This window comes from Pseudomonas sp. ACN5 (assembly GCF_002303975.1).
Lineage (GTDB): Bacteria > Pseudomonadota > Gammaproteobacteria > Pseudomonadales > Pseudomonadaceae > Aquipseudomonas > Aquipseudomonas laurylsulfatiphila.
On sequence record NZ_MRCP01000018.1, the window covers coordinates 93,831 to 118,159 of the forward strand.

A 24,329-nucleotide genomic window follows, 5' to 3' on the forward strand; every position below is an offset into this window, starting at 1 on the left:
GACTCAAGAGCGCTGCGTTTAGTCAGTAAACACGCGGCATCGTTAACGACCATCGCGAGCGAGCTCGCTCCTACAGGGATTACTTACATCCGCGCCAACGCCTGCGCCAGGTCCGCGCGCAAGTCCTCGACGTCCTCAACCCCCACCGACAACCGCACCAGCCCATCACCAATCCCCAGCTCTGCGCGGGTATCGGGCGGGATGGTGGCGTGGGTCATGATCGCCGGGTGTTCGATCAGGCTTTCCACGCCGCCCAGGCTCTCGGCCAGGGCGAAGATCTGTACGTTTTCGAGGAAGCGTTTGGCGCCGGCCAGGTCGCTGTTGAGGTCGAGGGAGATCATCCCGCCGAATCCGCGCATTTGCCGTTGGGCCAGTTCGTGTTGCGGGTGCGAGGGCAGGCCGGGGTAGTAGACCCGGGAGACTTGCGGCTGACGCTCCAGCCACTGCGCCAGGTCCAGTGCGTTGCTGCAATGACGCTCCATGCGCAGGGCCAGGGTCTTCACGCCGCGCAGGGTGAGGAAGGCATCGAACGGACCGGCGATGGCGCCGACGGCGTTTTGCAGGAAGCCCAGGCGCTCGGCCAGTTCGGCGTTCTGCCCGACCACGGCGATGCCGCCAATCACATCAGAGTGGCCGTTGAGGTATTTGGTGGTCGAGTGCAGCACGATGTCGAAACCCAGTTCCAGCGGGCGCTGGATCCACGGGCTGGCGAAGGTGTTGTCGGCCACGCTGATGATGCCGCGCGCACGGCAGGTGCGGGCGATGGCGGCGAGGTCGGTGAGGCGCAGCAGCGGATTGCTCGGGGTCTCGACCATGACCATGCGGGTGTCGTCCTGCAGGGACGCCTCGAACGCCGCCAGGTCGGTCAGGTCGACGAAGCTGAAGCGGTGCCCGGCGCTGCGCTGGCGCACCTTGTCGAACAGGCGGAAGGTGCCGCCGTACAGGTCGTTGCCGGAGACGACGTGCGATCCGGCGTCGAGCAGTTCGAGCACCGTGGAAATGGTCGCCAGGCCCGAGGCGAAAGCAAAGCCCCGGGTGCCGCCTTCGAGGTCGGCCACGCAACGCTCCAGCGCCCAGCGCGTCGGGTTGTGCGAGCGCCCGTAGTCGAGGCCCTTGTGTACCCCGGGGCTCTGCTGCAGGTAGGTGGAGTTGGCGTAGATCGGTGGCATCAAGGCCCCGGTCGACGGGTCCGGCGTTTGCCCGGCATGGATCACCCGGGTGGCGAAGCCCTGAGGCGGGGCGTTTTTGTCCTGTTGACTCATGGCAGGGATCTCCGCAAATGGTTGAGCATGTCGGTTCGGGTAATCAGGCCGTGGAAGCCCGAGGCATCCTGGATGATCGCCACCAGCCCACGGCCCAGCTCTGCCTCCAGTTCCGCCAGGGTGGCAGCGGGGGGCAGGGTCTGCAGTTTGTCGGTCATGGCGCTGGCCACGGTTTTACGGAAGTGCGCAACGTCCTCGTGCACCCCCAGCAGGATGTCGGACTCGTCGATCACGCCGACCAGTTGCTGACCCTTCACCAGCACCGGCAATTGCGACACGTCCGCCAGGCGCATGCGCTGGAACGCGGTGAGCAGGGTGTCGTCGGGGCCGACGCTGATCACCCGGCCATCCTCGAAACGTCGTGCGATCAGGTCGCGCAGGTCGCCGTAGTGCTTGCGTTGCAGCAGGCCCTGATCGTTCATCCACTGGTCGTTGTAGACCTTCGACAGGTAACGCGTACCGGTGTCGCAGACGAAGCTCACCACCCGTTTCGGCTGGGTCTGTTCGCGGCAGTAACGCAGCGCCGCCGCCAGCAAGGTACCGGTCGACGAGCCGCCGAGTATGCCTTCGGCGCGCAGCAACTGGCGGGCATGGTCGAAGCTTTCTTCATCGCTGATCGAATAGGCGTGGCGCACGCTGGAGAGGTCGGCAATCGACGGGATGAAGTCTTCGCCGATGCCTTCCACCGCCCAGGAACCGGGGGTGGGGAGGGTGCCACCGCGGCTGTATTCGGCCATCACCGAACCGACCGGGTCGGCCAGGACCATTTCCAGGTCCGGCTGCACGCGTTTGAAGAAACGGGTCAGGCCGGTGAGGGTACCGGCCGATCCGACGCCGACGACGATGGCGTCCAGATCGTGCTGGGTTTGCGCCCAGATCTCCGGCGCGGTGCTGCATTCGTGGGCCAGCGGGTTGGCCGGGTTGTTGAACTGGTCGGCGAAGAACGCATCGGGAATTTCCGCCGCCAGCCGTGCGGCGACGTCCTGGTAGTACTCGGGATGGCCCTTGCCGACATCGGAGCGGGTGATGTGCACCTCGGCGCCCATGGCCTTGAGGTGCAAGACCTTCTCGGTGGACATCTTGTCCGGCACCACCAGCACGACGCGATAGCCCTTGGCGCGGCCGACCAGGGCCAGGCCCAGGCCAGTGTTGCCGGCGGTGGCTTCGACGATGGTGCCGCCGGGGCGCAGGCGACCGTCGCGTTCGGCGGTGTCGATCATGGCCAGACCGATGCGGTCCTTGATCGAACCGCCGGGGTTCTGTGATTCGAGTTTGAGAAACAGCGTGCAGGGACCGGTATCGAACCGGCTGACGCGTACCAGCGGGGTATTGCCAATCAGTTCGAGTACGGCAGGACGGGAATAGTCGGGCATGTCATCACTCCTTGCGTGAATCCGCACTGGATGGACAGCAATCCGCGCCGGGTCTTCGCGCCGGTCGCGGGCAATGCATCGCTTGGACCATAGGCCGGGATCGGGTCGTCCGCAACCTCGTACGGCCAGCCGGTCACCTCGACGCTTTTTCCTCGCCAGCAACCACAAAAAACATAATTTCGCTATTTCCCGGCTCCGAACAGAATGCGGCCAACACCCTGATACCGATAGCCGCAGCAGAAGAACAACAGTGATCAGCATCGAGGCGGCAGCCATGACCGACCTGAATCAAACCACCTTTCAGAAGTGCACAGCCATGACAGTTGATAAAACCGCAATTGATACGCTTGTTGTTGGCGCCGGCCAGGCCGGCGTGGCCATGAGTGAACACCTGAGCAAACTCGGTGTGCCCCACCTCGTGCTGGAGCGCAACCGTATCGCCGAAGCCTGGCGCACCGGCCGCTGGGATTCGCTGGTGGCCAACGGTCCTGCCTGGCACGACCGCTTCCCGGGCCTGGAATTCGACGGCCTGGACCCGGACGCCTTCGCCGGCAAAGAGCAGGTGGCCGAGTACTTCGAAGCCTATGCCCGCAAGTTCAACGCGCCGATCCGCACCGGTGTTGAAGTCAAGAGCGTACAACGTAATGCCGACCGTCCGGGTTTCACCGTTGAAACCTCTGACGGCGTGATCGAGGCCCGCCACGTGGTGGTCGCCACCGGCCCGTTCCAGCGTCCGGCCATTCCGCCGATTGCTCCGCCAATGGCCGGCATCAGCCAGATTCACTCCGCCCAGTACTACAACCCGCAGCAACTGGCCGAAGGCGCGGTGCTGGTGGTGGGCGCCGGGTCGTCGGGCGTGCAGATCGCCGATGAGCTGCAACGTTCCGGCAAACAGGTCTACCTCTCGGTCGGCGCCCACGACCGTCCGCCGCGCGCCTATCGCAACCGCGATTTCTGCTGGTGGCTGGGGGTGCTGGGCGAGTGGGATGCCGAGGCCATGCAACCGGGCAAGGAACACGTGACCATCGCCGTGAGCGGTGCCCGTGGCGGCCACACCGTCGACTTCCGTCGCCTGGCGCATCAGGGCATGACCCTGGTCGGCCTGACTCAATCGTTCAATGGCGCCGTGGTGAGTTTTGAAGACAACCTCGCCGACAACATCCGCCGTGGCGATGAAAACTACCTCGCGCTGCTCGACAAGGCCGACGCCTATATCGAGCGCAACGGCCTGGACCTGCCGCTGGAACCCGAAGCCCGGGCCATGCTGGCCGATCCGGATTGCGTGACAAACCCAATCCTGGAACTGGACCTGCTCAAGGCCGGCGTGACCACGATCATCTGGGCCACCGGTTACTCCACCGACTACAGCTGGCTGAAGGTCGATGCCTTCAAGGAAAACGGCAAACCGCAGCACCAGCGCGGCGTGTCGGCCGAGCCCGGCGTGTATTTCGTCGGGTTGCCGTGGCAGTCCCGTCGTGGCTCCGCGTTCATCTGGGGCGTTTGGCACGACGCCAAGCACATCGCCGATCACATCGTTAAACAGCACACCTATTTCAACTATCGGGATGCGACCCAGCGTCAAGCCGACGCCGCCCGCGCACCCGTTCAGAAAGCCAGCCTCATGGGAGTTCGTTAATGCCTACTCATACCCGCATCCGCATGTTCAACACCAAAGACACCTACCCGAACCAGACGCTGGACAACGATTTGTGCCAGGCCGTGCGCGCCGGCAATACCGTGTATGTCCGTGGCCAGGTCGGCACCGATTTCAACGGCCAGCTGGTGGGCCTCGGTGATCCGCGCGCCCAGGCCGAACAGGCCATGCGCAACGTCAAGCAATTGCTGGAAGAGGCGGGCAGCGACCTGAGCCACATCGTCAAGACCACCACCTACCTGATCGACCCGCGCTATCGCGAGCCGGTGTACCAGGAAGTCGGCAAGTGGCTCAAGGGTGTGTTCCCGATTTCCACCGGCCTGGTGGTCAGTGCCCTCGGCCAGCCGCAGTGGCTGATGGAAATCGACGTGATTGCCGTTATCCCTGAATAAGGACTTCGCCATGACTTTTTCCATCGTGGGTCGCTGCGCCGAGACCGGCCAGTTGGGCATTGCCATCAGTTCTTCGAGCATCGCCGTCGGCGCGCGCTGCCCCTGGCTGCGGGCCGGGGTGGGCGCGGTGTCGAGCCAGAACATCACGCTGCCGGCCCTTGGCCCGCAGATCCTCGATGAACTGGCCAACGGCTCGGCGCCGCCCCAGGCGCTGGACCACTCGTTGACCCGCAACGGCTATAGCCAGTACCGCCAGGTGGCGGTCGTCGATGCCCACGGTCGTACCGCGGTGTTCAGCGGCAACCATGCGCTGGGCATCAACAACGCGGTGGCCGGTGACCAATGCGTGGCGGCCGGCAATCTGCTGGCCAACAGTGGGGTGATCGAGGCGATGGTCGCGGCCTTCGAAAACAGCGAAGGCTGCCTCGCCACTCGCCTGATGAACGCCTTGCAGGCCGGGCAGGACGCTGGCGGCGAAGCGGGCGCGGTGCACTCGGCGGCGTTGTCGGTGGTCGGTGACCTGACCTGGCCGATTGTCGATTTGCGGGTGGATTGGGCCGATGAAAACCCGATTGGCGAGCTGGGCAAACTGTGGACGGCCTACGAGCCGCAATTGCAGGACTACCTGACCCGCGCCCTCAATCCGACCCTGGCCCCCGCGTATGGAGTGCCCGGCGATGAGTGAGTTGCGCAGCCGCGCCATGCTCGCGCAGTTGATCGGGTTCGCCACGGTCAGCCGCGATTCGAACCTTGCGCTGATCGAGTTCGTGCGTGACTACCTGCACGAGCTGGGCGTGGCGTGCGAACTGATCTACAACGCTGAGCGGACCAAGGCCAATCTGTTGGCCACGGTCGGCCCGAGCGTGGCCGGCGGCATCGTGCTGTCCGGTCACACCGACGTGGTGCCGGTGGACGGCCAGGCCTGGACGGTCGAGCCGTTCAATATGAGCGAGGCGGGCGGCAAGCTGTACGGTCGCGGCACCGCGGACATGAAAGGCTATCTGGCCTCGGTGCTGGCCGCCGTGCCGGTGTTTCTCTCCAGCCCTTTGAAGCGCCCGGTGCATTTGGCGTTTTCCTATGACGAAGAGGTCGGCTGCCTTGGCGTGCGCGGTTTGCTGGAGGTGTTGCCCCAACGCATCCCGGCCCCGGCGTTGTGTTTGATTGGCGAGCCGACCGAGCTCAAACCGGTGCTCGGCCACAAGGGCAAGCTGGCGATGCGTTGTCACGTACGCGGTGCGGCCTGTCATTCGGCCTACGCGCCTTATGGGGTCAATGCCATCGAGCAGGCCGCGCGCCTGATCGGTCGGCTGGGCGACATCGGCGCCACCCTGGCCCGGCCGTCATTGCACGACAAGCGCTTCGATCCGGCGTTCTCGACCGTGCAGGTCGGCGTAATCCAGGGCGGTACGGCGCTGAACATCGTGCCAGCGGACTGCCGTTTCGATTTCGAGATCCGCGCCTTGCCGGACTTCGCTCCGCAAGTGGTCGTCGATGAGCTGCAGGATTACGCCGAGCAGACGTTGCTGCCGGCCATGCAGGCCGTGGACACCGATACCGCGATCCGCTTTGAAAAAATCTCGGCCTATCCAGGCTTGGCGACACCCGCCGACAGCGCCGCCGCCCGGCTGATTGCCGAGCTGTGCGGCAGCGATGATTTCGGCACCGTGGCCTTTGGCACCGAAGGCGGGCTGTTCAATCAGGCCGGGATTGCGACCGTGGTCTGCGGTCCCGGCAGCATGGACCAGGGGCACAAGCCCGATGAATTTGTCAGCGTCGACCAGATGGCGGCCTGTGACCGCCTGATGGATCGCCTGGCGGCTTACTTGAGTGAATCCGAACACCCATAACAACAGCGGGCCGACCAGCCCCGAGGAAGCGATCCATGTCCAGATCCTTGCGTTGCAGTGTTCCGTTTACCCTGGCGTTGTTGAGTGCCAGTGTGTGGGCGGCCCCCCAGGACCTCACCGTGATTTCCTTCGGTGGTGCTACCAAACAGGCTCAGGAGAAAGCCTATTTCCAGCCGTTCAACGCCAGCGGCGCGGGCAACATCATCGCCGGTGAGTACAACGGCGAGCTGTCGAAGATCAAGGCCATGGTCTCGGCCGGTCACACCAGTTGGGACGTGGTGGAAGTCGAAAGCCCCGAGCTGTTGCGCGGCTGCGAGGAGGGCCTGTTCGAGAAGCTCGATGCGGGGCGCTTCGGTGATTCGGCGAACTTCGTGCCCGGTGCGCTGACCGAATGCGGGGTGGCCACTTACGTCTGGTCGATGGTCATGGCCTATGACCAGAGCAAACAGGCCAAGGCGCCGCAATCCTGGGCGGACTTCTGGAACGTCGCCGACTTCCCGGGCAAGCGCGGCCTGCGCAAGAGCGCCAAGTACACTCTGGAAATCGCCTTGCTGGCCGATGGCGTCAAGGCGGATGACATTTACAAGGTCTTGAAAACCCCGCAAGGCGTGACGCGGGCCTTTGCCAAGCTCGACCAGATCAAGCCGAACATCCAGTGGTGGGAGGCGGGCGCGCAACCGGCGCAATGGCTGGTGGCCGGGGATGTGGTGATGAGCGCGGCCTACAACGGCCGAATCGCCTCGGCGCAAAAGGAAGGCATGAAGCTGAGCATCGTCTGGCCGCAAAGCCTGTACGACCCGGAATACTGGGCAGTGGTCAAAGGCACGCCGAACAAGGCATTGGCGGAAAACTTCATCGCGTTCGCCAGCCAGCCGCAGACGCAAAAAGTCTTCTCGGAAAACATCCCCTACGGGCCGGTGCATCGCCAGACCCTGCCATTGCTGCCCAAGGACGTACAGGAACAACTGCCAACCGCCGAAGCCAACCTGGCCGGCGCACGGGCGGTGGACGCAGAGTTCTGGGTCGACCATGGCGAAGAGCTTGAACAGCGCTTCAACGCCTGGGCTGCACGCTGATACACAATCGTGTAGCGACACAAAACCCTGTGGGAGCGGGCTTGCCCGCGATGAGGCCGGCACATGCGACATCAGTGTTGCCTGATCCACCGCCATCGCGGGCAAGCCCGCTCCCACAAAAAACAGTGCAATACCTCGGGTTCGCGCAGTGGTGATGGTAATCAGGTAAAGCACAGCCCTCCTGTGGGAGCGAGCCTGCTCGCGAAAGCGGTATGTCAGCCACATAGATGCTGGATGTGCCACCGCTTTTGCGAGCAGGCTCGCTCCCACAATAAGCCTGGTGCAACACCTCGGGTTCAAGCTTTGCCGCCTTCGCGCCGTGGTGATGGTAGTCGGCTAAAACGCAGGCCCCTGTGGGAGCGGGCTTGCCCGCGAAAGCGGTTTGTCAGTCACATCGATGCTGGATGTGCCACCGCCTTCGCGGGCAAGCCCGCTCCCACAAAAAAGCAGTGCGATACCTCGGGTTCAAGCTTTGCCGCCTTCGCGCCGTGGTGATGGTAGTCGGCTAAAACGCAGGCCCCTGTGGGAGCGGGCTTGCCCGCGAAGGCGGTGGGCCAGTCAACATTAATGTTGCTTGTGCCGGCCTCTTCGCGAGCAAGCCCGCTCCCACAGGGATTCCGCCGTTCGGAATTTTATTGGTTTTTCCTGCTGATAGATGGCCATTACTGCGCAATCTTTTTTAAGGTTTAAAGGCACAAATTAACTAATTTTCCTCCCTGCGCTCTTTGTCCATGATCGTCTCCAACAAGAAATGCGCCGTTCCGTCTGCGCACACCGAAGTACGAACACGTACTCATCCTTGCCTTGGAGTTCGTCATGTCCACCACCGCTTCATCCGCCCCGCTCATCGAGAAACACACGATCGGGTATGTCCCTCCTGAGGATCGCCACGGAAAGGTCAAAGATCTGTTCACCCTGTGGTTCGGCGGCAATATCGCGCCGTTGCCCATCGTCACCGGCGCGCTCGGCGTGCAGTTGTTCCACCTGAACCTGGTCTGGGGCATTGTCGCGATCATCGTCGGCCACCTGGTCGGTGGGGTGCTGATGGCGCTGCACTCGGCGCAAGGCCCGCAGATGGGCATTCCGCAGATGATCCAGAGTCGCGCGCAGTTCGGTTCCCTGGGCGCGTTGCTGGTGGTGGTGATTGCCGGCGTGATGTACATCGGCTTCTTCGCCTCCAACATCGTCCTGGCCGGCAAGTCGTTGCATGGCGTGGTCGAGAGTGTGCCGGTGTCGGTGGGCATCGTCCTCGGCGGCCTCGGTTCGGGGATCATCGGCATCATTGGCTACCGCTTCATCCACGTGCTCAATCGCATCGGCACCTGGGTGCTGGGCCTGGGCATCGTGCTGGGCTTCGGCTACATCCTGACCCACGTGCAGACCGACGACTTCCTGACCCGCGGCAGTTTCAACATCTCCGGCTGGCTGGCCACGGTGTCGCTGGCGGCGCTGTGGCAGATCGCGTTCGCGCCGTACGTGTCCGATTACTCGCGCTACCTGCCGAAGGACGTCAAGGTCAGCTCGACCTTCTGGGCGACCTACCTGGGTTCGTCGCTGGGCTCGATCCTGTCCTTCGTGTTCGGCGCCGTCGCCGTGCTGGCCACGCCCGTGGGCATGGACACCATGGACGCGGTGAAACTCGCCACCGGTGCCATCGGCCCGTTGATGCTGGTGCTGTTCCTGCTCAGCGTGATCAGCCATAACGCCCTGAACCTGTACGGCGCGGTGCTCTCGGTGATCACCTTGCTGCAAACCTTCGCCCACCGCTGGATTCCGACCGCGCAGAGCCGGGCGGTGCTGTCGCTGATCATCCTCGCCGGTTGCTGCGTGGCGGCCATCGGCGCCTCGGCGGATTTCATCGGGCATTTCGTCGACCTGGTGCTGGCGTTGCTGGTGGTGCTGGTGCCGTGGACCGCGATCAACCTCATCGACTTCTACGCCATCCACAAGGGTGACTACGACATCGCCTCGATCTTCCGCGTCGACGGCGGTATCTATGGGCGTTTCAACCCGCAGGCGCTGCTGGCCTACGCCATCGGCATCGTGGTGCAGATTCCGTTCATGAACACGCCGATCTACACCGGCCCCGTGGCGGTGCATATCGATGGCGCGGATCTGTCGTGGCTGGTGGGCTTGATCGTCACGACGCCGCTGTACTACTGGCTGGCGAACCGCGACACGGCTTATCGTCGCCGGCAGAACGTGGCGAGTCTGATGTCGGGCAACATATAAAGGACGCTGGAACAGGCGTACCGGGTTGAAATGAGGCTGTAATTCGGGATAGCCGTTTGTCGGGCGTATGGTTATGCTCAGCGAGCCTGCCGATCGTCAATGATAAACAACCACAGTGAAGCCATGAGCCAATCCGACACGCGTGCGACTGTTCTAGCGCTGTATCCAGAAGATTCCCGTGAGGCAGCGGCGTTGCTCAAGCAGGCAGTGCCGCTGATGGTTCGTCACAACATTCCGCCCAACCCGGTGCACTACGCGCTCTGGTACACCTACAGCAAGGGCCAGGAGCCGGAACTCAACCGGCACCTGGACCGGGTGGTCAACGATTTCGACTCTTTCCCGCCGGAGTCGGCCGCCAGGCTGTTTCGCGAGTACATCATCCGCGACGAACTGGCGGACGCCCGTTCCGGGCAGCAGGAAGCGATCAACCTGGTCGACGACATGGAGCGCGATGTCTCGCGCAGCGTGAAGGGTAACCAGAACTTCCAGGCCAGCCTTGGCCAGTACCTGCAAATGCTCGAAGAGCCAGCCAGCGAGCGCTTGCCGAGCATCCTGATCCAGCTGCAACAGAGCACCCGGCTGATGCAGGGGCAGCAGGAACACTTCCTCGCCCAGTTGCAGTCGGCGCAACACGAGATCAAAAGCCTGCGCGACAAGCTGGAGCGCGCCCAACTGGCCGCGACCCTCGATGGCCTGACCGAATTGCTCAACCGCACCACCTTCAACCGCAAGCTTGAACAGGCGATGAATGACTCGGCGACCGGCGTGGCGCTGGTGATGCTGGATATCGACCACTTCAAGCAATTCAACGATCAGTACGGCCATCCATTGGGGGACCGTGTTCTCCAGCATGTTGCCCGGGTGTTGCGTGACTTGCTGTCGGGCGAAGCGTTCGCGGCGCGTTACGGCGGTGAGGAGTTCTGCGTGGTGCTCAAGGACTGCCCGGATCTGGCGGCGGCGGGGGCGTTTGCCGAGCGCCTGCGCCTGAAAATCCAGTCGCTGCGGGTCAAGGCCCGGGGCACCGATACCGTGCTGGACACCATCACCGCGTCGTTCGGCGTGGCCCATGCACAACCCGGCGACACGCCGGAAAGCCTGCTGACCCGCGCCGACGACGCGCTGTACCAGGCCAAGCGCAACGGGCGCAACCTCGTACGACAGTAACCCCTTGAAGGACGAACCACCGGCACCTGTGGCGAGGGAGCTTGCTCCCGTTCGACTGCGCAGCAGTCGCAATCCCTGTTTGCTCGGTGATACCTGAGTGATCAGGTTTTGGGGCCGCTGCGCGGCCCAGCGGGAGCAAGCTCCCTCGCCACAGGTTGTTTGTTGCTCGTTCCATCGGGCGGTTAGCCGAGGATAAAGTAGACCTTGCGCACCGGGGTGAGGTTTTCCCAGGTGCCCTGGAATCCGCTGGCGACCACGAAGGAATCGCCGGGGCCGAACGTGCGCGCGACGCCTTCGGCATCGGTCAGGCGCACCGTGCCCTCGAGAATGTGGCACAGCTCATCGTAATCGCACTGGCAACGCTCCCGGTGCGGTCCCGCCTCCCAGATGCCGGCCACGGCGTTTTTCCCGGGCGCCACAAAGTGCCGCCAACTCTTGCTGCGATAAGGCGCGTCGACCACGGCCGGGTCGTTGATTTCGGTTTCACGGGGGGCAAGGTCGCTGGCGAAGTCGATGACGTGCCGGGGCAGGGCTGTGGACATGGTGGTCTCCGGATCAGGAATCGAAACCGATGCCAAAGGCATCGAAGGTCTTGAGCAGCAGGTCGCGGTGACCGTCGCGGTCCTCCCGCGCCAGAGAGCGCTGGGCCAGTTTCACGCCGACATAACGCAAGGGCTCGGGCGGAAAGCGGAACGGCGCCTTGGAGGTCATCAGCAGCTCGGTGCGTTCGGTGCGCTCACCGGCCAGCAGGTCGAGCATGTTCAGCGCGGCAAAACGGCTGGCCGATACCCCTTGCCCGGTGAAGCCCAGGGCATAGGCAACGCGGCCCTGATGTTCGCAACCGGCGAACATCGTGGTGCGTGCCGAGGTGTCGATGATGCCGCCCCAGGCATGGCTGAAGCGCACATCGCCCAGGGCCGGGAAGGTCTGGTGAAACTGTTCGGCCAGGCGCTGGAAGCTTTGCGGGCGCTGGGTCAGGGCTTCGTCGCGGCGCCCGCCGAAATGGTAGATGGCATCAAAGCCGGCCCAGAGAATGCGGTTGTCGGCGGTCTTGCGCAGGTAGTGGAACTGATTGCCGGAATCGGCGATGCCGTAACGGCCGGTCCAGCCGATGGCGGCCAGTTGTTCATCGCGCAGTGGCTCCGTGACCAGCGAGTAGTCGTAGACCGGGATCACGCTCGACGCCAGATGGCCGAGCAGCGGCGGGGCGATGTTGGTGGCGAGGGCGACTTTTCCAGCGGTCACTTCGCCGCCTTCTGTACGCAGGCGCACGTTGTCTTTGTCCGCGCTCAGTTGCAGCACCGGGCTGTTTTCGAACAGTTGAATGCCTTGCTCAAGGCATACGCGGCGCAATTCGGCAGCCATTTTCGCTGGATTGAGCAGGGCGTAGTTGGGTTCGAACAGACCTGCCACGTAGGCCGGGGAGTCGAGTTTTTGTGCCAGTTGAGGGCCTTCCAGCCACTGGCAGTCAATGCCGAACCGCGCGTAGTTGCGTTGCATGGCGCGCAGTCCGTCGACCTGCCAGGGTTGGCTGGCGACGTTGAGTTTGCCCTGGCGTTCGAACTCGACCTGCAGGCCGAAGCGATCCACATCGGCAGCCAGCTCATCGAGGTTCTGCCGGCCCAGGCGGATCAGTTGCTGTGCTTCATCCGGCCAACGCTTGAGGGCGTTGGACACGCCATGGGAAATGCTCGGTGCACAGAAACCGCCGTTGCGCCCGCTGGCCTCACCGCCACAACGACGCGCCTCGATGATCACGATGCTCAGCTTGGGGTTGCGCTGGCGTGCCAGTAGCGCCGTCCACAATCCGGTGAATCCGCCACCGACCACGGCCAGGTCGCATTGCACGGTTGCGCTGACGGAAGGTGCGGCGGGCGGTGGGGTGACGGTGTCCTGCCAAAAGGGATGGGGCAGGACGTGGTCGAGCGCATCGAGACGCGGTGGGGCATTCATGCTGAAACTCCGGCGGTGTGTCGGGCAGCGACGATTGCGTTCGGTTGCCCGACGGTTTTTGTTGTTTTGGCTAGAGGTCAAGAATCGCGCGCGCGGCAATGTCGGTGCCGCGGGTCGCTTGCATGCGCTCGCTGAACGATGCGAGGCGTTGCTTCATCGCTTGGTCGGCCAGCAGTTGTTCGAGGGCGCCGGGCAGGGCGGCCAGGGGATCGGCAAATCGCGGCAGGTAGCGGCCGACGCCGACTTCCTCGGCGCGGGCGGCGTTGTCGTGACCGTCCCAGCAATACGGAATGATCAGCGACGGCAAACCGAAGTACAGCGCCTCGCAGAAGCTGTTGTTGCCGCCGTGATGGATGAACACATCGCATTCCTTGAGCACGGCAGGCTGGGCGAACCAGCTGTCGAGGTACACGTTGTCCGGCACGGTGGTGTACATGTCGCGGTAGGCGCCGACGTTGACCAGGAAGCGATAGGGCAAGGTTTCGATCGTGCTGATCAGGCGCTTCATCATCCCGGTGTCGGCAGCGCCGAGGCTGCCGAAGCTGAGGTAGATCAGCGGTGCGTCGTTGTGCCGGGGAAAGTCGGGGACGATGTACGGCGCTTCGCGGCGTACGCAGCCGTCGAGGTAGACGTAGCGCTGCGGATCGAGCGGCTGCCGGCGTTCATAGCGCACCGGCGTCGGCGACAGCAGCAGGTTGAGCCAGGGTGAATCGGTGAGGAACTGCCCCGCCGGACAGGGCGCCGTATGGTTGCCCAGGAGAAACTGCGAAAAGCGTTCATGGGCCGGTGCGACAGCTTTCAGGTACTGCCCGGAGTAACGCTCGCAAGCCTCGGTGTCATTGGCCAGGCAGCCGGAGAGGTACGGTGGAACGGCAGCATCCGGCAGTTCGGTCTCGGCGCAGGACACCACCCGCACCCACGGGCAGCCGGCGTTGGCGATGGCCGGAAACATCACCACGTTGTCGAGCACGATCACGTCGGGCTTGAGGCGGCCGAGCAGCTGCTGCAAGGGTTTTTCCGCTTCGATGGCGGTGTCGATGATGGCTTCCCAGGCGGGCGCCACGTAGCTGTCGATCTGCGCCAGCGGGGTCTGGTCGAAGTAGGGAATGCTGCGCTCGATGAAGCGTTCCCAATAGTGCTGGTGTTCCGCCGCCGACAAGGGGCTCACTTGCGGAATCGGGTATTCGTCGAAGCCGTACTCGGCGAACAGCCCCTGGAAATGCTCGTGGCAGATGAACACCGGTCTGGCGCCCAGCTCGCGCAACGACTGAGCGATACCAATGCAGTTCAAGGCCGCGCCGAAACTGGCTTCCGGAAACAGGGCGATCAGTTTTTGTTTTTGCATGGCGAGGACTGTCCATGGCGGGTCAGACCCGCCGCTCCTGAAGGTGTTTTTGATGCTGTCTTATTTTCAAAAAAAAATCATCATGTTTTTGCGTGACGCTTAACGACGCCCGAACAGATGGCTTTGCGGAATGCCCCGGTTGGCGGTTTGCGGGCGTTGCGCGGCGCTCAGGCGCAGGTGCAGGCGCAGCAGGTCGGCGGCGATCTCAATCTGCCCGCGTTCGATCTGCGCGATGATTTGCAGGTGTTCGCGCAGGGCCTCTTGCAGGCGGTGCACGCTCACCGATGGCAGCAAGTTCGGCAGCCGGCGCAAGCCCTGATGCTGGAGCAGGGCGTCGCTGATGAAGCGGTTGCCGCAGCTCTGGGCCAGCAGTTCGTGGAAGCTGATGTCCAGCTCGCGAAACTGCTGCAGATCGAAGTCTTCCACGGGGCGGGCGAGCAGGCTTTGCATGGCGCTGCGCAACAGCGCCAGGCGTTGCGGGTCGGCGTTGAAGCTCGGGCTGAGCAAGGCTTCGGGCTCGAGGATCAGGCGAAATTTCAGGCTTTCTTCGAGGGCGGCCAGGCTATTGAGCGACGGGCGAAACAGCCAGGACTGGCCGGGGCCGCGCTCGATGGCCTGGCTTTCGCTCAGTTGCTGCAGGGCCTTTTGTGCCGCCGGCCGGCCGATGTCGTAGCGGCGCATCAGTTCGCTGATGCTGATGCTGTCGCCCAGGCGCCCGGCCATGCGGTCACGCAGCACCGAGGCGGCCAGTTCTTCTTCCTCGGCCTGGGGCAGGGCGGCGTTGAACGCCTGGCCCGCCGGCGATGCCAGCAATCGGTAGCCCTTGCCGGCTTCGTGGCTCAGCAGGTTTTCTTCCAATAGCACTTTCAGCGCACCGCGAATCAGCGTGCGCGACACCTGGAACGTGCGGGCCAGGGCCTGTTCGGCCACCGGATCGCCGGCCACCAGGCCGCTTTCCTGAGTGTGCTCGAGGATGCGCCGGGCCAGTTCCAGGTGATTGGTGCGCGGTTTTTTTTCGGCTGTCGTGCTCAAGCGTCTTTTCTCGTTGTGATCCGCAGTGGGACTCAGTTGCCCATCTTATGTCATGCGCTGGCCCGTCGTCAGGCCGTAAAAAAGCGTTGACATCTTTTGATACTGGTCCTAATTTCTAAAAAAAAACACAAGCAATCGTTTCTCGTTTTGCCGTACTGCCTTCGAACACAACAATAAACAATCGTCGGGTGAGTATTTATGAGCAAGCTGAATGATCTTCTGTGCGCGGGATTGGCCGTTTCCCTGGCGATCGCCTCACAGGCTGCAAGTGCGAAAGACATGGTGATTTCCATCTGGGATGGCTACATGGCCCCGGATGCGCTGGAGAAGTTCAAGGCGGCCAGCGGTGTGGACGTCGACAAGGCGCTGCACGCCACCAACGAAGAAATCATGGGCAAGCTGATGGCCTCCGGTGGTGAAGGTTATGACGTGGTGTTCGTCTCCTCGCCCTTCGCCGAAGTCCTGCGCAAGCAGGGGCTGCTGGCGGACATCGATCCGGTCAAAGTCCCCAACCTGAAAAACCTCTATCCCGAAGCCACTCACCTGGAATATGACCAGGGCAACCAGTTCTCCGTGCCTTACACCTGGGGCACCACGGGCATCTGCTATCGCTCCGACAAGGTGACGCCAGCGCCGCAGAGCTGGAACGAGCTGCTCAATCCGAGCGATGCCCTCAAGGGCAAAGTGACGATGCTGGCCACCGACCGCTGGATGCTCGGCGCCGGTTTCCTCGCCAAGGGCTGGTCGGTCAACGACAGTGACCCGGCACAGATCGCCGCGGTTCGCGACCAGCTGATCGCCACCAAAAAACGCATTCTGTCCTTCGACGACACCACCTTCTACTCCAAGCTCGCTTCCGGCGAATCGCTGATGGCCCACGCCTGGGACGGCTGGTGCAACTACGGCACCCAGGCCAACGCAGCGATCAAGTTCGTGGTGCCCAAGGAAGGTTCCGACCTGTGGGTGGACACCATGGTGGTGCTCAAGAATTCGAAGCACCAGGACCAGGCCTTCAAGTTCATCAATTTCATGCTGGCCAGGGAAAACCACGCCTGGGTCGCTGAAAACATCCTCTACAAAGTCCCCAACCAGGCGGCCATGGCCGGGTTGTCCGCGGACCTGCTCAAGCAATACCCCAACCTGACCATCGCCCCCGCCGAGCTGCTGAAAATGGAGCAATTGCGCGACCTGGGCGGCACCACGCAAAAGGCCTACACCCGCGCCGTCACCGAAATCATGGCCGCGCAGAACTAACGCCACGTCGATCCGAGGCATGCCCGGCATGCCTCGCCACGCTCGCAAGCCGCCTCTGTCCTGAGGCGGGAGGATAGGGTTAATGAGTGCTTTGCATGCTGACAGGCGTCTGTCGGCCTGGCTTCTTGCGCCCGGCTTTGGCTGGCTGCTGATGTTCCTGGTGATTCCGTGCCTGCTGGTGCTGGTCTACAGCTTCGTCGAACGCGGTGCCTACGGTGGCATCGACTGGTTGTTCACCTGGGAAAACTATCAACGCGCATTTGATCCGCTGTACCTGGGCATCCTGCTCAAGTCGGCGAAAATCGCCGGGCTGGCCACGGTGTTCGCGGTGTTGATCGGCTACCCGGCGGCCTATGCGATTGCCCGGGCGCCACGGCGGCGCCAGGCGGTGTACCTGTTCCTGGTGATGCTGCCGTTCTGGAGCAATTACCTGATCCGCACCTACGCCTGGATCGTCCTGCTCAACCGCGAAGGCCTGATCAACCGCCTGCTGCAAGTGTTCGGCTACAGCGGCGAACCCATCAGCCTGCTGTACACCGAGTCGTCCGTGGTGTTGGGGCTGGTCTACAACTACATCCCCTTTGTGATCCTGGCGATTTTCTCGTCGCTGTCGCGGATCAACAACGAACTGTGGGACGCCTCGAAAGACCTCGGCGCCTCGGGCTGGATGACCTTTCGCCGGATCATCCTGCCGCTGAGCGTGCCGGGTATCGCCGCCGGTGCGGTGTTTGTATTCGTGCTGAGCATCGGCAACTTCATCACCGCCGACCTGCTGGGCGGCAAGCAGGTGCAGATGGTCGGCAACCTGATCTATTCGCAATTCCTCACGGCGCGGGACTGGCCGTTCGGCGCCGCACTGAGCTTCTTCCTGATCGCGATCATGCTGATCCTGTTGTTCATCCAGGCCCTGGTGGCCCGTCGTGCAGAAGGGGCGCGCTCATGAGTCAGCCTCGTTCTGTCAGCGCCACCGTGCTGGGTTCGCACCTGGGCCTGGTGTACGCCTTCCTTTATATACCGATCCTGGTGTTGATCCTGCTGTCGTTCAACAAGTCCGGGTTGCCCACCGCCTGGGGCGGCGTGTCGTTGAAGTGGTACGCGGCACTGGCGCACAACACGGCGATCCTGTCGGCGGCGCTCAACACCCTGATCGTCGCCTTGTCGGCCACCTTCATTGCCTGCGTGCTCGGCACGTTCCTGGCGCTGGGCATCGAGTTGCGCCGCAAGGGCAATGACAAGGGCCAGGTGGTCGACACCTTGCTGATGGCGCCGATGATCATTCCCGACATCGTGCTGGCGATTGCGCTGCTGAGCTTCTTCAACCTGCTCAAGGTCGGACTGGGCCTGCACTCGATCATCATCAGCCACGCGGTGTTCAACATCGCCTTCGTCTGCGCGGTGGTGCGCACGCGGCTCAAGCACTTCGACTATTCGATACTCGAGGCCTCGATCGACCTCGGCGCGAGCTGGTTCACCACTTTTCGCCGGGTCCTGCTGCCGGTGATTTTCCCCGGCGTGCTGGCCGGTGGATTGCTCTCGTTCACCCTGTCGGTGGACGAATTCATCATCGCCTTTTTCAACTCCGGCTCCGGCCAGGCTTCGACCACGTTGCCCATGCAGATCTACGCCATGATCCGCTTCGGCGTCACCCCGGAAATCAACGCTCTGGCGACGCTGGTGATGCTGGTCAGCATCACCGCGCTGCTGGCTTCGCAGCGTCTCAACAAGGCTCCTCGCACCCATGAATAATTCATCTGCGGTACTGATCCTGGACAAGGTCAGCAAGTCTTATGGCAACGGTCTGGCGGTCAACGAGGTGTCGCTGAGCATCCGCGAGAACGAGTTCTTCGCGCTGCTCGGGCCGTCCGGCTGCGGCAAGACCACGCTGCTGCGCATGCTCGCCGGTTTCGAGACCCCCAGCGGTGGCTGCATCTACCTGGACGGCAATGACATCTCGCCGCTGCCGGCCAACAAGCGTCCGCTGAACCTGATGTTCCAGTCCTATGCGCTGTTTCCCAACATGACCGTGCGCAAGAACATCGCCTACGGCCTGGAAATGGAGCGTCTGCCCGAAAGCGAAATCCGCCGCCGGGTCGATGAGGTGCTGAGCACCGCGCAGCTCGGTGAGCTGGCCGAGCGCAAACCCGATCAGCTGTCCGGCGGCCAGCGTCAGCGCGTGGCACTGGCGCGGGCATTGGTCAAACGGCCACGGGTTTTATTGCTCGACGAGCCCTTGGGTGCCCTCGACAAAAAGCTGCGGGAAAAGATGCAGCTGGAACTCAAGCGCCTGCAACACGAGAGCGGCATCACCTTCATCATCGTCACCCACGATCAGGAAGAAGCGCTGGTGATGTCCGACCGCATGGCGGTGCTCGACGGCGGCAAGGTGTGCCAGTGCGGCAGTCCGTCGGAGCTGTACGAGAACCCCAATAGCCGGTTTGTCGCCAACTTCATCGGCGTCAGCAACCTGCTCGAAGGCGTGCGCTCGGGCCAGCACTCGGTGCGCGTGAATGGCCAGGAGTTGAGCGTGGAAACCGACGCACCGCTGGTGTCCGGTCAATCCGTCGCCGTGGTGGTGCGCCCCGAGCGCCTGCAAGTGCTGACGGAGCAGGGCAACGATTGCCCCAATCAGGTCAGCGGCAAAATCGTCGAAGTCGCCTACCACGGCCTCGACACCAACCTGCATGTGCAGACAGCCCTCAGCGACAAACCGCTGATCGTGCGCGTGCCGTCCTCACAGTTTGAATTCGCCCATTTTGCAATCGACACGACCATCCGGCTGGGCTGGCAGGCCCGGCATGCCCGCGTATTGACACGCTGAACAATAAAAAGACCAGGCAGGAGCAGCACTCGATGAAACAGAAAGTGATCGCATTCTTCCCCGAAGCCGCCTACGGCCCGGCGCTGAACTCAGTGGGTATCGCCCAGGCCTGTGAAGCCCTGGGCCATAAAGCGGTGTTCCTCACCGACCCGGGCATGAGCGGTGTCTACGCCGGTTATGGTTTCGAGGAGCACATGGTCAACATGTCGGCACCGATGCCGGCCGAAGAGATGGCCCGCTACTGGGTGGATTTCATCAACGGCCACATCCCGAATTTCCGCAAGTCGCCGCTGGAGCAGATCGACAACTACGTCAAGGAGTGCTGGGCGGCCATCGTCGAAACCGCCAAGTGGGCGCAAAAGGACCTGCCAGCGGTGCTGGACAAGGTCAAACCCGACCTGATCTGCGTCGACAACGTGATCCTGTTCCCGGCGATCAAGCAATACGGCAAGCCGTGGGTGCGGATCATTTCCTGCTCGGAAAACGAGATCGAAGACCCGGATATCCCGCCGCACCTGTCGGGCATGAGCATCGACGACAAGGCCGGCCACGCGCAATTTCGCCAGCGCTTCGAGGACGTGGTGGGGCCGATCCACGAGGACTTCAACCGGTTCCTCCAGGCCCACGGTGAAGCGCCTTATCCGCTGGGGACCTTCTTTGAAGCCTCGCCCTTCATGAACCTGCTGCTGTACCCGGATGCAGTCAAGTTCGACCGCCGCCATCCGCTGCCGGCCGAGCGTTTCCATTACCTGCAAGGCTGCGTGCGCCACGACACGCCGTACGAGATTCCACCGTTCCGCGCCCACAACGACAAGCCGCTGCTGTACGCCAGCTTCGGCAGCCTCGGTTCCGGCGATGTCGAGTTGCTCAAGCGCCTGATCGAGGCGGTGGGCAAGCTGCCTTACCGGGCGTTGTTCAACGTCGGCGAGCACCTGGACGAATACACCGACCTGCCGGACAACGTGCAGGTTTCCAACTGGTTCCCGCAGCCGTCGGTGATCGCTCAGGTCGACGCGGTGATCCACCACGGCGGCAACAACAGCTTCACCGAGTGCCTGTTCTTCGGCAAACCGGCGATCGTCATGTCCTACGTCTGGGACGGCCACGACAACGCCATGCGCGCCGAAGAAAGCGGCCACGGTTTCAAGCTCGATCGCTACGAATGGAGCGAAGAACAGCTCGCACAAAAACTCCACGCCTGCCTCAACGACGAGGCCATGCGCCAACGCCTGCAGCGCACCAGCGCGCAGATGCAATCCCGCAAAGGGCCGCAAGACGCGGCCGCGATTCTCGACAAGGTGCTCAACGATGCCTGATTCATCCACCACGGCGGGTATCACGCCGTACCTCGAAGCCGTCAGCTGCCGCACCGACCTGGTGGACTGGGGCGTGCAGAGCGACGCCGTCGAAGGCGTCTCGCATTCCAGCGGCCGCTTGCTGTTCAAGGGCCCGAACAACAGCCCGGAAACCGGACTGTGGGTGTGCACCCCCGGGCGCTGGCGGCTGTCGATTCCCCGGGACGAGCTGTGCCATTTCATTGCCGGGCACGCCACTTACCGCAACGACAACGGCGAAGTGATCGAAGTGCGCCCGAACACCCTGGTGCTGTTCCCGGCCGGCTGGACCGGTGAATGCGACGTCCGGGAAACCCTGCGCAACGTGTACATGCTCGCTTGAGCCTGCCCTTTGTAGGAGCGAGCTTGCTCGCGATGGGCGTTAACGATGACGAGGGGGGCCTGAATGAATGCGGCGCCCTTACGTTTTTCGCGAGCAAGCTCGCTCCTACACACACAACCTGGAGAACTACACATGACTACCCCGTTTCTGTACGACCCGCTGAGCATCACCGACGTCAAGGATTGGGGCGTGATCCCGACCATGCTCGAAGGCGAATCCCGTGTCTCCGGCGTGGTGCTGCACAAAGGCCCCGAAGGCCAGTCCGAATGCGGCATCTGGATCTGCACCCCGGGCAAGTGGTTTTGCCATGTCACCAGCGACGAGTTCTGCCACTTCCTCGAAGGCCGCTGCACGTACGTCCACGAGTCCGGCGAAGTGATCGAGATCAAGCCCGACACCGCCGCCTTCTTCGGCAAGGACTGGAAGGGTGTGTGCACGGTCCACGAGACCATCAAAAAGGTCTACATGATCCGGTGACTGCCATGACTGATGCACTGGCGTCATTGCCAACCCGTGAAGACCAGCGCGCCGCCTTCCTGGCACGCGCCGGTTTCGCCGGGGCCCCGCTGGTGGCCTTGCCGGCGGATGCTTCGACCCGGCGCTATTTCCGCCTGGACGGCGCCGGCCTGTTGCTGATGGATTCGCCGCCCCAGAGCGAACCCATCGGCCCGTTTGTGCGCATCGCCCGGCAGTTGCAAGGGCTGGGCCTGTCCGCGCCGGCCTTGCTGGAAGTGGATGAAGAGGCGGGGCTGGCGCTGATCGAGGATTTCGGTCACGACACCTACACCCGGCTGCTGCTGGCCGGGCATTCGGAGTCGGCGTTGTATCACCTGGCGGTCGATACGCTGGTGGCCTTGCACCGCGCAGCGCCAGCGGCGGAACTGGCGCCTTACGACGCGCAGCGACTGGCGGACGAGTGCGCGCTGTTTATCGACTGGTACGTGCCTTTACTCGTTGGCAAGGAGGCGGCACAGGGCCTGCGCGATGAGTACCTGGCGCTGTTCGCCGCGGCTTGTGGTGACGTTGCCCAGCGTCGCGAAGCCTTGGTGCTGCGTGACTTTCACGTCGACAACCTGATGCTGCTGCAAGGCCGCGAAGGTGTTGCCGCCTGTGGCTTGCTGGATTTCCAGGACGCCCTGGCCGGGGCGGCGGCCTATGACCTGATGTCGCTGCTCGAAGACGCCCGGCGCGATGTGCCCGAGGCGTTGCGTGAGGCACTGATCAGCCATTACCTGTTGCAGCGCCCGGAGCTGGACGCGCTGCGTTTTCTCGAAGACTACCGGCGCCTGGCCGCCCAGCGTCACGCCAAGGTGCTGGGGATTTTCGTGCGCCTGGCCGGCCGTGACGGCAAGCACGGTTACCTGGCGCATCTGCCGCGCACCCTGGGTCTGCTTGTCCGCGCGCTGGACGCCGAGGCCTTTGCGCCCCTGCGCCAGTGGCTCGACCGGCACGTGCCGGGCTGGCGAGAAGAGCTGCCCGCCACGACCCTGGCGACATTGCGTCAAACCCCTTATCGATTGGTTCAAGGATCATCCCATGGCCACCTTTAACAGCGATTCTGCCTTGCGTTTCATCAACCCCGAGTTCCTGCCGCTGAGCGATGGTCGCGTGCGCCAGGTGCTCGATCCGGCGACCCTGCAACCGGTCGGGCAAGTCGGCGTATGTGGCGAAGCCGATGTGCAAGCCGCCATCGATGCCGCCACCGCCGCGCAAAAACAGTGGCGCCTGGTGGACGCGAAAAGCCGCGCCGCGCGCCTGCATCAACTGGCCAATGCCATCGAACAGAACCTGGCGTGCAACCGTGAAGTCGCGCGCCTGATGACCCTGGAGATGGGCAAGCCGTTTCCCGAGGCCATGGGCGAACTGGCCAACTGCGCGCCGATCTTTCGCTACTACGCGGAAATGGCCCGGGACGATGCCGGCAAGGTCGCCGGCACCACGCAGATCGGCTCCTTCCAGCATGTGCGCTACGAGCCCTATGGCGTCAGCGTGCACATCATGCCGTTCAACTTTCCGATCCTGCTGATGTGCTGGACGGTCGCCGCGTCGCTGGCGGCGGGCAATACCTGCCTCATCAAGCCGGCGGAAGCCACGACCCTGTGCACCCTGAAATTCATGGAACATTTCAGCGCGTTGTTGCCGGGGCTGGTGTCCTGTGTGCCGGGCGATGCGGTGACCGCGCAGTTGCTGGTGCAGTCGGCGCAGACCCACGCGGTGGCCTTCACCGGCAGTGTCGCGGCGGGCAAGGCGGTGGCTGTGGCCTGTGCCGAGCGGATGAAACCTTGCGTCATCGAGGCCGGTGGCAGCGATCCATTGATCATCTCCAGGCATGCGCCGCTGGACGTGGCAGCGGCGGGGGCAGTGACGGCTGCGTTCCATCTCAGCGGGCAGATCTGCACCTCGGCCGAGCGCTTGTATGTCGTGGACGAGGTGCATGACGAATTTGTCGCGAAGTTCGCCGAACGCACCCGCGCCCTGCGCATCGGCCATGGCCTGGAGCGCTCGGAGATCGGGCCGATGGTCAGCGAAGCGGCCCGCAACAAAGTCATGCGCCTGGTCGATGACGCCGTGGCCAAGGGCGCGAAAGTGGTGTGTGGCGGGCGGATTCCACCCCGGCAGACGGTCGGCTGGTTCTATGAGCCGACCATCCTCACCGGCGTGACCGCTGACATGGCGATTCTTCAGGAAGAGTGCTTCGGCCCGGTGGCAGCGATCTGCCGGGTCAGCGATTTCGATGAGGCAGTGCGGCTGGCCAACGACTCGCCATTCGGCCTCGGGGCCTCGCTGTTTTCCACGGACCTGGCCGAAGCCATGGAGGCCGCCGAGCGGCTCGAGGCGGGGATGGTCTGGGTCAACAACCCGCTGATCGACAACGATGCGCTGCCGTTCGGTGGCTGGAAGATGTCCGGCCTTGGGCGCGAGCTCGGGCGTCAGGGGCTGGAAGCGTTCCGCCGCTCGAAAATGGTCATCATCGATCACCAGCCGAAGATTCAGGACTGGTGGTATCCCTACGCCGACGATGTGTTCTATCGCGATCCGGCCTGAAGCCCGGATGCACACAGGAGGATCGTGATGAGTGACAACATGGGCGGATCGACGCTGGCGGTGATTCTCGCGGCCGGGCAGGGCAAGCGGATGCAGTCGCCGCTGTCCAAGGTTCTGCACCCGGTGGGCAACCGGCCGCCTCCACCGCCGCCAGCACATGGCCGAGCAGCGGCCGGTATCGAGCAACGGGCGGTGGTGGTGGGCG

Annotated in this window: 22 protein-coding genes; 16 read left to right on the top strand and 6 right to left on the bottom strand. The window is 63.4% G+C overall.

What is annotated here, in order from left to right; all coding sequences use genetic code 11:
* Positions 1–83 precede the first annotated feature (83 nt).
* Positions 84–1,262, bottom strand: a complete 1,179-nt coding sequence (locus BSF40_RS26905; RefSeq protein WP_095967572.1) for a PLP-dependent aspartate aminotransferase family protein — start codon at positions 1,260–1,262, stop codon at positions 84–86.
* Positions 1,259–2,635: a pyridoxal-phosphate dependent enzyme gene (locus tag BSF40_RS26910; RefSeq protein ID WP_095967573.1), complete on the bottom strand. Its 1,377-nt coding sequence runs from the start codon at positions 2,633–2,635 to the stop codon at positions 1,259–1,261. Before BSF40_RS26910 ends, BSF40_RS26905 begins: the two co-directional genes overlap by 4 nt.
* Positions 2,636–2,909: 274 nt before the next feature.
* Here BSF40_RS26910 and BSF40_RS26915 point away from each other — a divergent pair, with 274 nt between their 5' ends.
* The 7 genes from BSF40_RS26915 to BSF40_RS26945 all read left to right on the top strand — a co-directional run bounded on the left by BSF40_RS26915 (position 2,910) and on the right by BSF40_RS26945 (position 11,000).
* On the top strand, positions 2,910–4,271 hold the full coding sequence (locus BSF40_RS26915; protein WP_172435758.1) for an NAD(P)/FAD-dependent oxidoreductase: 1,362 nt from the start codon (positions 2,910–2,912) through the stop codon (positions 4,269–4,271).
* Positions 4,271–4,681 (top strand): RidA family protein, encoded by a 411-nt coding sequence (locus BSF40_RS26920; RefSeq protein ID WP_003201555.1) that lies wholly within the window; start codon positions 4,271–4,273, stop codon positions 4,679–4,681. The genes BSF40_RS26915 and BSF40_RS26920 overlap by 1 nt, the downstream gene beginning before the upstream one ends.
* 10 nt (positions 4,682–4,691) lie before the next feature.
* Positions 4,692–5,366: a DUF1028 domain-containing protein gene (locus tag BSF40_RS26925; protein ID WP_007976091.1), complete on the top strand. Its 675-nt coding sequence runs from the start codon at positions 4,692–4,694 to the stop codon at positions 5,364–5,366.
* On the top strand, positions 5,359–6,528 hold the full coding sequence (gene argE, locus BSF40_RS26930) for an acetylornithine deacetylase (RefSeq protein WP_095967574.1): 1,170 nt from the start codon (positions 5,359–5,361) through the stop codon (positions 6,526–6,528). Before BSF40_RS26925 ends, argE begins: the two co-directional genes overlap by 8 nt.
* Positions 6,529–6,563: 35 nt before the next feature.
* Complete coding sequence (locus BSF40_RS26935; RefSeq protein WP_095967575.1) at positions 6,564–7,604, top strand: ABC transporter substrate-binding protein; 1,041 nt, start codon at positions 6,564–6,566, stop codon at positions 7,602–7,604.
* Between the two features lie 816 nt (positions 7,605–8,420).
* Complete coding sequence (locus BSF40_RS26940; RefSeq protein WP_007976098.1) at positions 8,421–9,836, top strand: cytosine permease; 1,416 nt, start codon at positions 8,421–8,423, stop codon at positions 9,834–9,836.
* 123 nt (positions 9,837–9,959) lie between these two features.
* Positions 9,960–11,000 (top strand): GGDEF domain-containing protein, encoded by a 1,041-nt coding sequence (locus BSF40_RS26945; RefSeq protein WP_256589607.1) that lies wholly within the window; start codon positions 9,960–9,962, stop codon positions 10,998–11,000.
* Between the two features lie 182 nt (positions 11,001–11,182).
* Here the strand turns inward: BSF40_RS26945 and BSF40_RS26950 are convergent, their stop codons facing one another.
* From BSF40_RS26950 to BSF40_RS26965, 4 genes are all read right to left on the bottom strand, one after another.
* Positions 11,183–11,542: a cupin domain-containing protein gene (locus tag BSF40_RS26950; RefSeq protein WP_095967577.1), complete on the bottom strand. Its 360-nt coding sequence runs from the start codon at positions 11,540–11,542 to the stop codon at positions 11,183–11,185.
* Positions 11,543–11,555: 13 nt separating this feature from the next.
* The gene (locus BSF40_RS26955) at positions 11,556–12,953 is read right to left on the bottom strand and encodes an FAD-binding oxidoreductase (protein WP_095967578.1); all 1,398 of its coding nucleotides are present in this window, start codon (positions 12,951–12,953) and stop codon (positions 11,556–11,558) included.
* A 70-nt stretch (positions 12,954–13,023) separates the two neighbouring features.
* Positions 13,024–14,298: a glycosyltransferase gene (locus tag BSF40_RS26960; RefSeq protein ID WP_095967579.1), complete on the bottom strand. Its 1,275-nt coding sequence runs from the start codon at positions 14,296–14,298 to the stop codon at positions 13,024–13,026.
* 99 nt (positions 14,299–14,397) lie between these two features.
* Positions 14,398–15,330 (bottom strand): GntR family transcriptional regulator, encoded by a 933-nt coding sequence (locus tag BSF40_RS26965; protein WP_095967580.1) that lies wholly within the window; start codon positions 15,328–15,330, stop codon positions 14,398–14,400.
* Positions 15,331–15,528: 198 nt separating this feature from the next.
* Between BSF40_RS26965 and BSF40_RS26970 the strand changes: the two genes are divergently transcribed.
* The 9 genes from BSF40_RS26970 (at position 15,529) to BSF40_RS27010 (ending at position 24,124) form a co-directional block, all read left to right on the top strand.
* Complete coding sequence (locus tag BSF40_RS26970; RefSeq protein ID WP_095967581.1) at positions 15,529–16,584, top strand: spermidine/putrescine ABC transporter substrate-binding protein; 1,056 nt, start codon at positions 15,529–15,531, stop codon at positions 16,582–16,584.
* 82 nt (positions 16,585–16,666) lie between these two features.
* Positions 16,667–17,527: an ABC transporter permease gene (locus BSF40_RS26975; RefSeq protein WP_007987087.1), complete on the top strand. Its 861-nt coding sequence runs from the start codon at positions 16,667–16,669 to the stop codon at positions 17,525–17,527.
* Positions 17,524–18,330 carry an ABC transporter permease gene (locus BSF40_RS26980; RefSeq protein ID WP_007976115.1) on the top strand — a complete coding sequence of 269 codons (807 nt, stop codon included), beginning with the start codon at positions 17,524–17,526 and terminating at the stop codon, positions 18,328–18,330. Before BSF40_RS26975 ends, BSF40_RS26980 begins: the two co-directional genes overlap by 4 nt.
* Positions 18,323–19,402 carry an ABC transporter ATP-binding protein gene (locus tag BSF40_RS26985; protein ID WP_095967582.1) on the top strand — a complete coding sequence of 360 codons (1,080 nt, stop codon included), beginning with the start codon at positions 18,323–18,325 and terminating at the stop codon, positions 19,400–19,402. The genes BSF40_RS26980 and BSF40_RS26985 overlap by 8 nt, the downstream gene beginning before the upstream one ends.
* A gap of 32 nt (positions 19,403–19,434) precedes the next feature.
* The gene (locus BSF40_RS26990) at positions 19,435–20,718 is read left to right on the top strand and encodes a glycosyltransferase (protein WP_095967583.1); all 1,284 of its coding nucleotides are present in this window, start codon (positions 19,435–19,437) and stop codon (positions 20,716–20,718) included.
* Positions 20,711–21,079, top strand: coding sequence for a cupin domain-containing protein (locus BSF40_RS26995; protein WP_095967584.1), 369 nt, complete (start codon positions 20,711–20,713; stop codon positions 21,077–21,079). Before BSF40_RS26990 ends, BSF40_RS26995 begins: the two co-directional genes overlap by 8 nt.
* A 132-nt stretch (positions 21,080–21,211) precedes the next feature.
* Positions 21,212–21,556, top strand: coding sequence for a cupin domain-containing protein (locus BSF40_RS27000; RefSeq protein ID WP_007976122.1), 345 nt, complete (start codon positions 21,212–21,214; stop codon positions 21,554–21,556).
* A gap of 5 nt (positions 21,557–21,561) precedes the next feature.
* The gene (locus BSF40_RS27005; protein ID WP_095967585.1) at positions 21,562–22,629 is read left to right on the top strand and encodes an aminoglycoside phosphotransferase family protein; all 1,068 of its coding nucleotides are present in this window, start codon (positions 21,562–21,564) and stop codon (positions 22,627–22,629) included.
* The gene (locus tag BSF40_RS27010) at positions 22,616–24,124 is read left to right on the top strand and encodes an aldehyde dehydrogenase (RefSeq protein WP_095967586.1); all 1,509 of its coding nucleotides are present in this window, start codon (positions 22,616–22,618) and stop codon (positions 24,122–24,124) included. The genes BSF40_RS27005 and BSF40_RS27010 overlap by 14 nt, the downstream gene beginning before the upstream one ends.
* Positions 24,125–24,329: the final 205 nt, after the last annotated feature.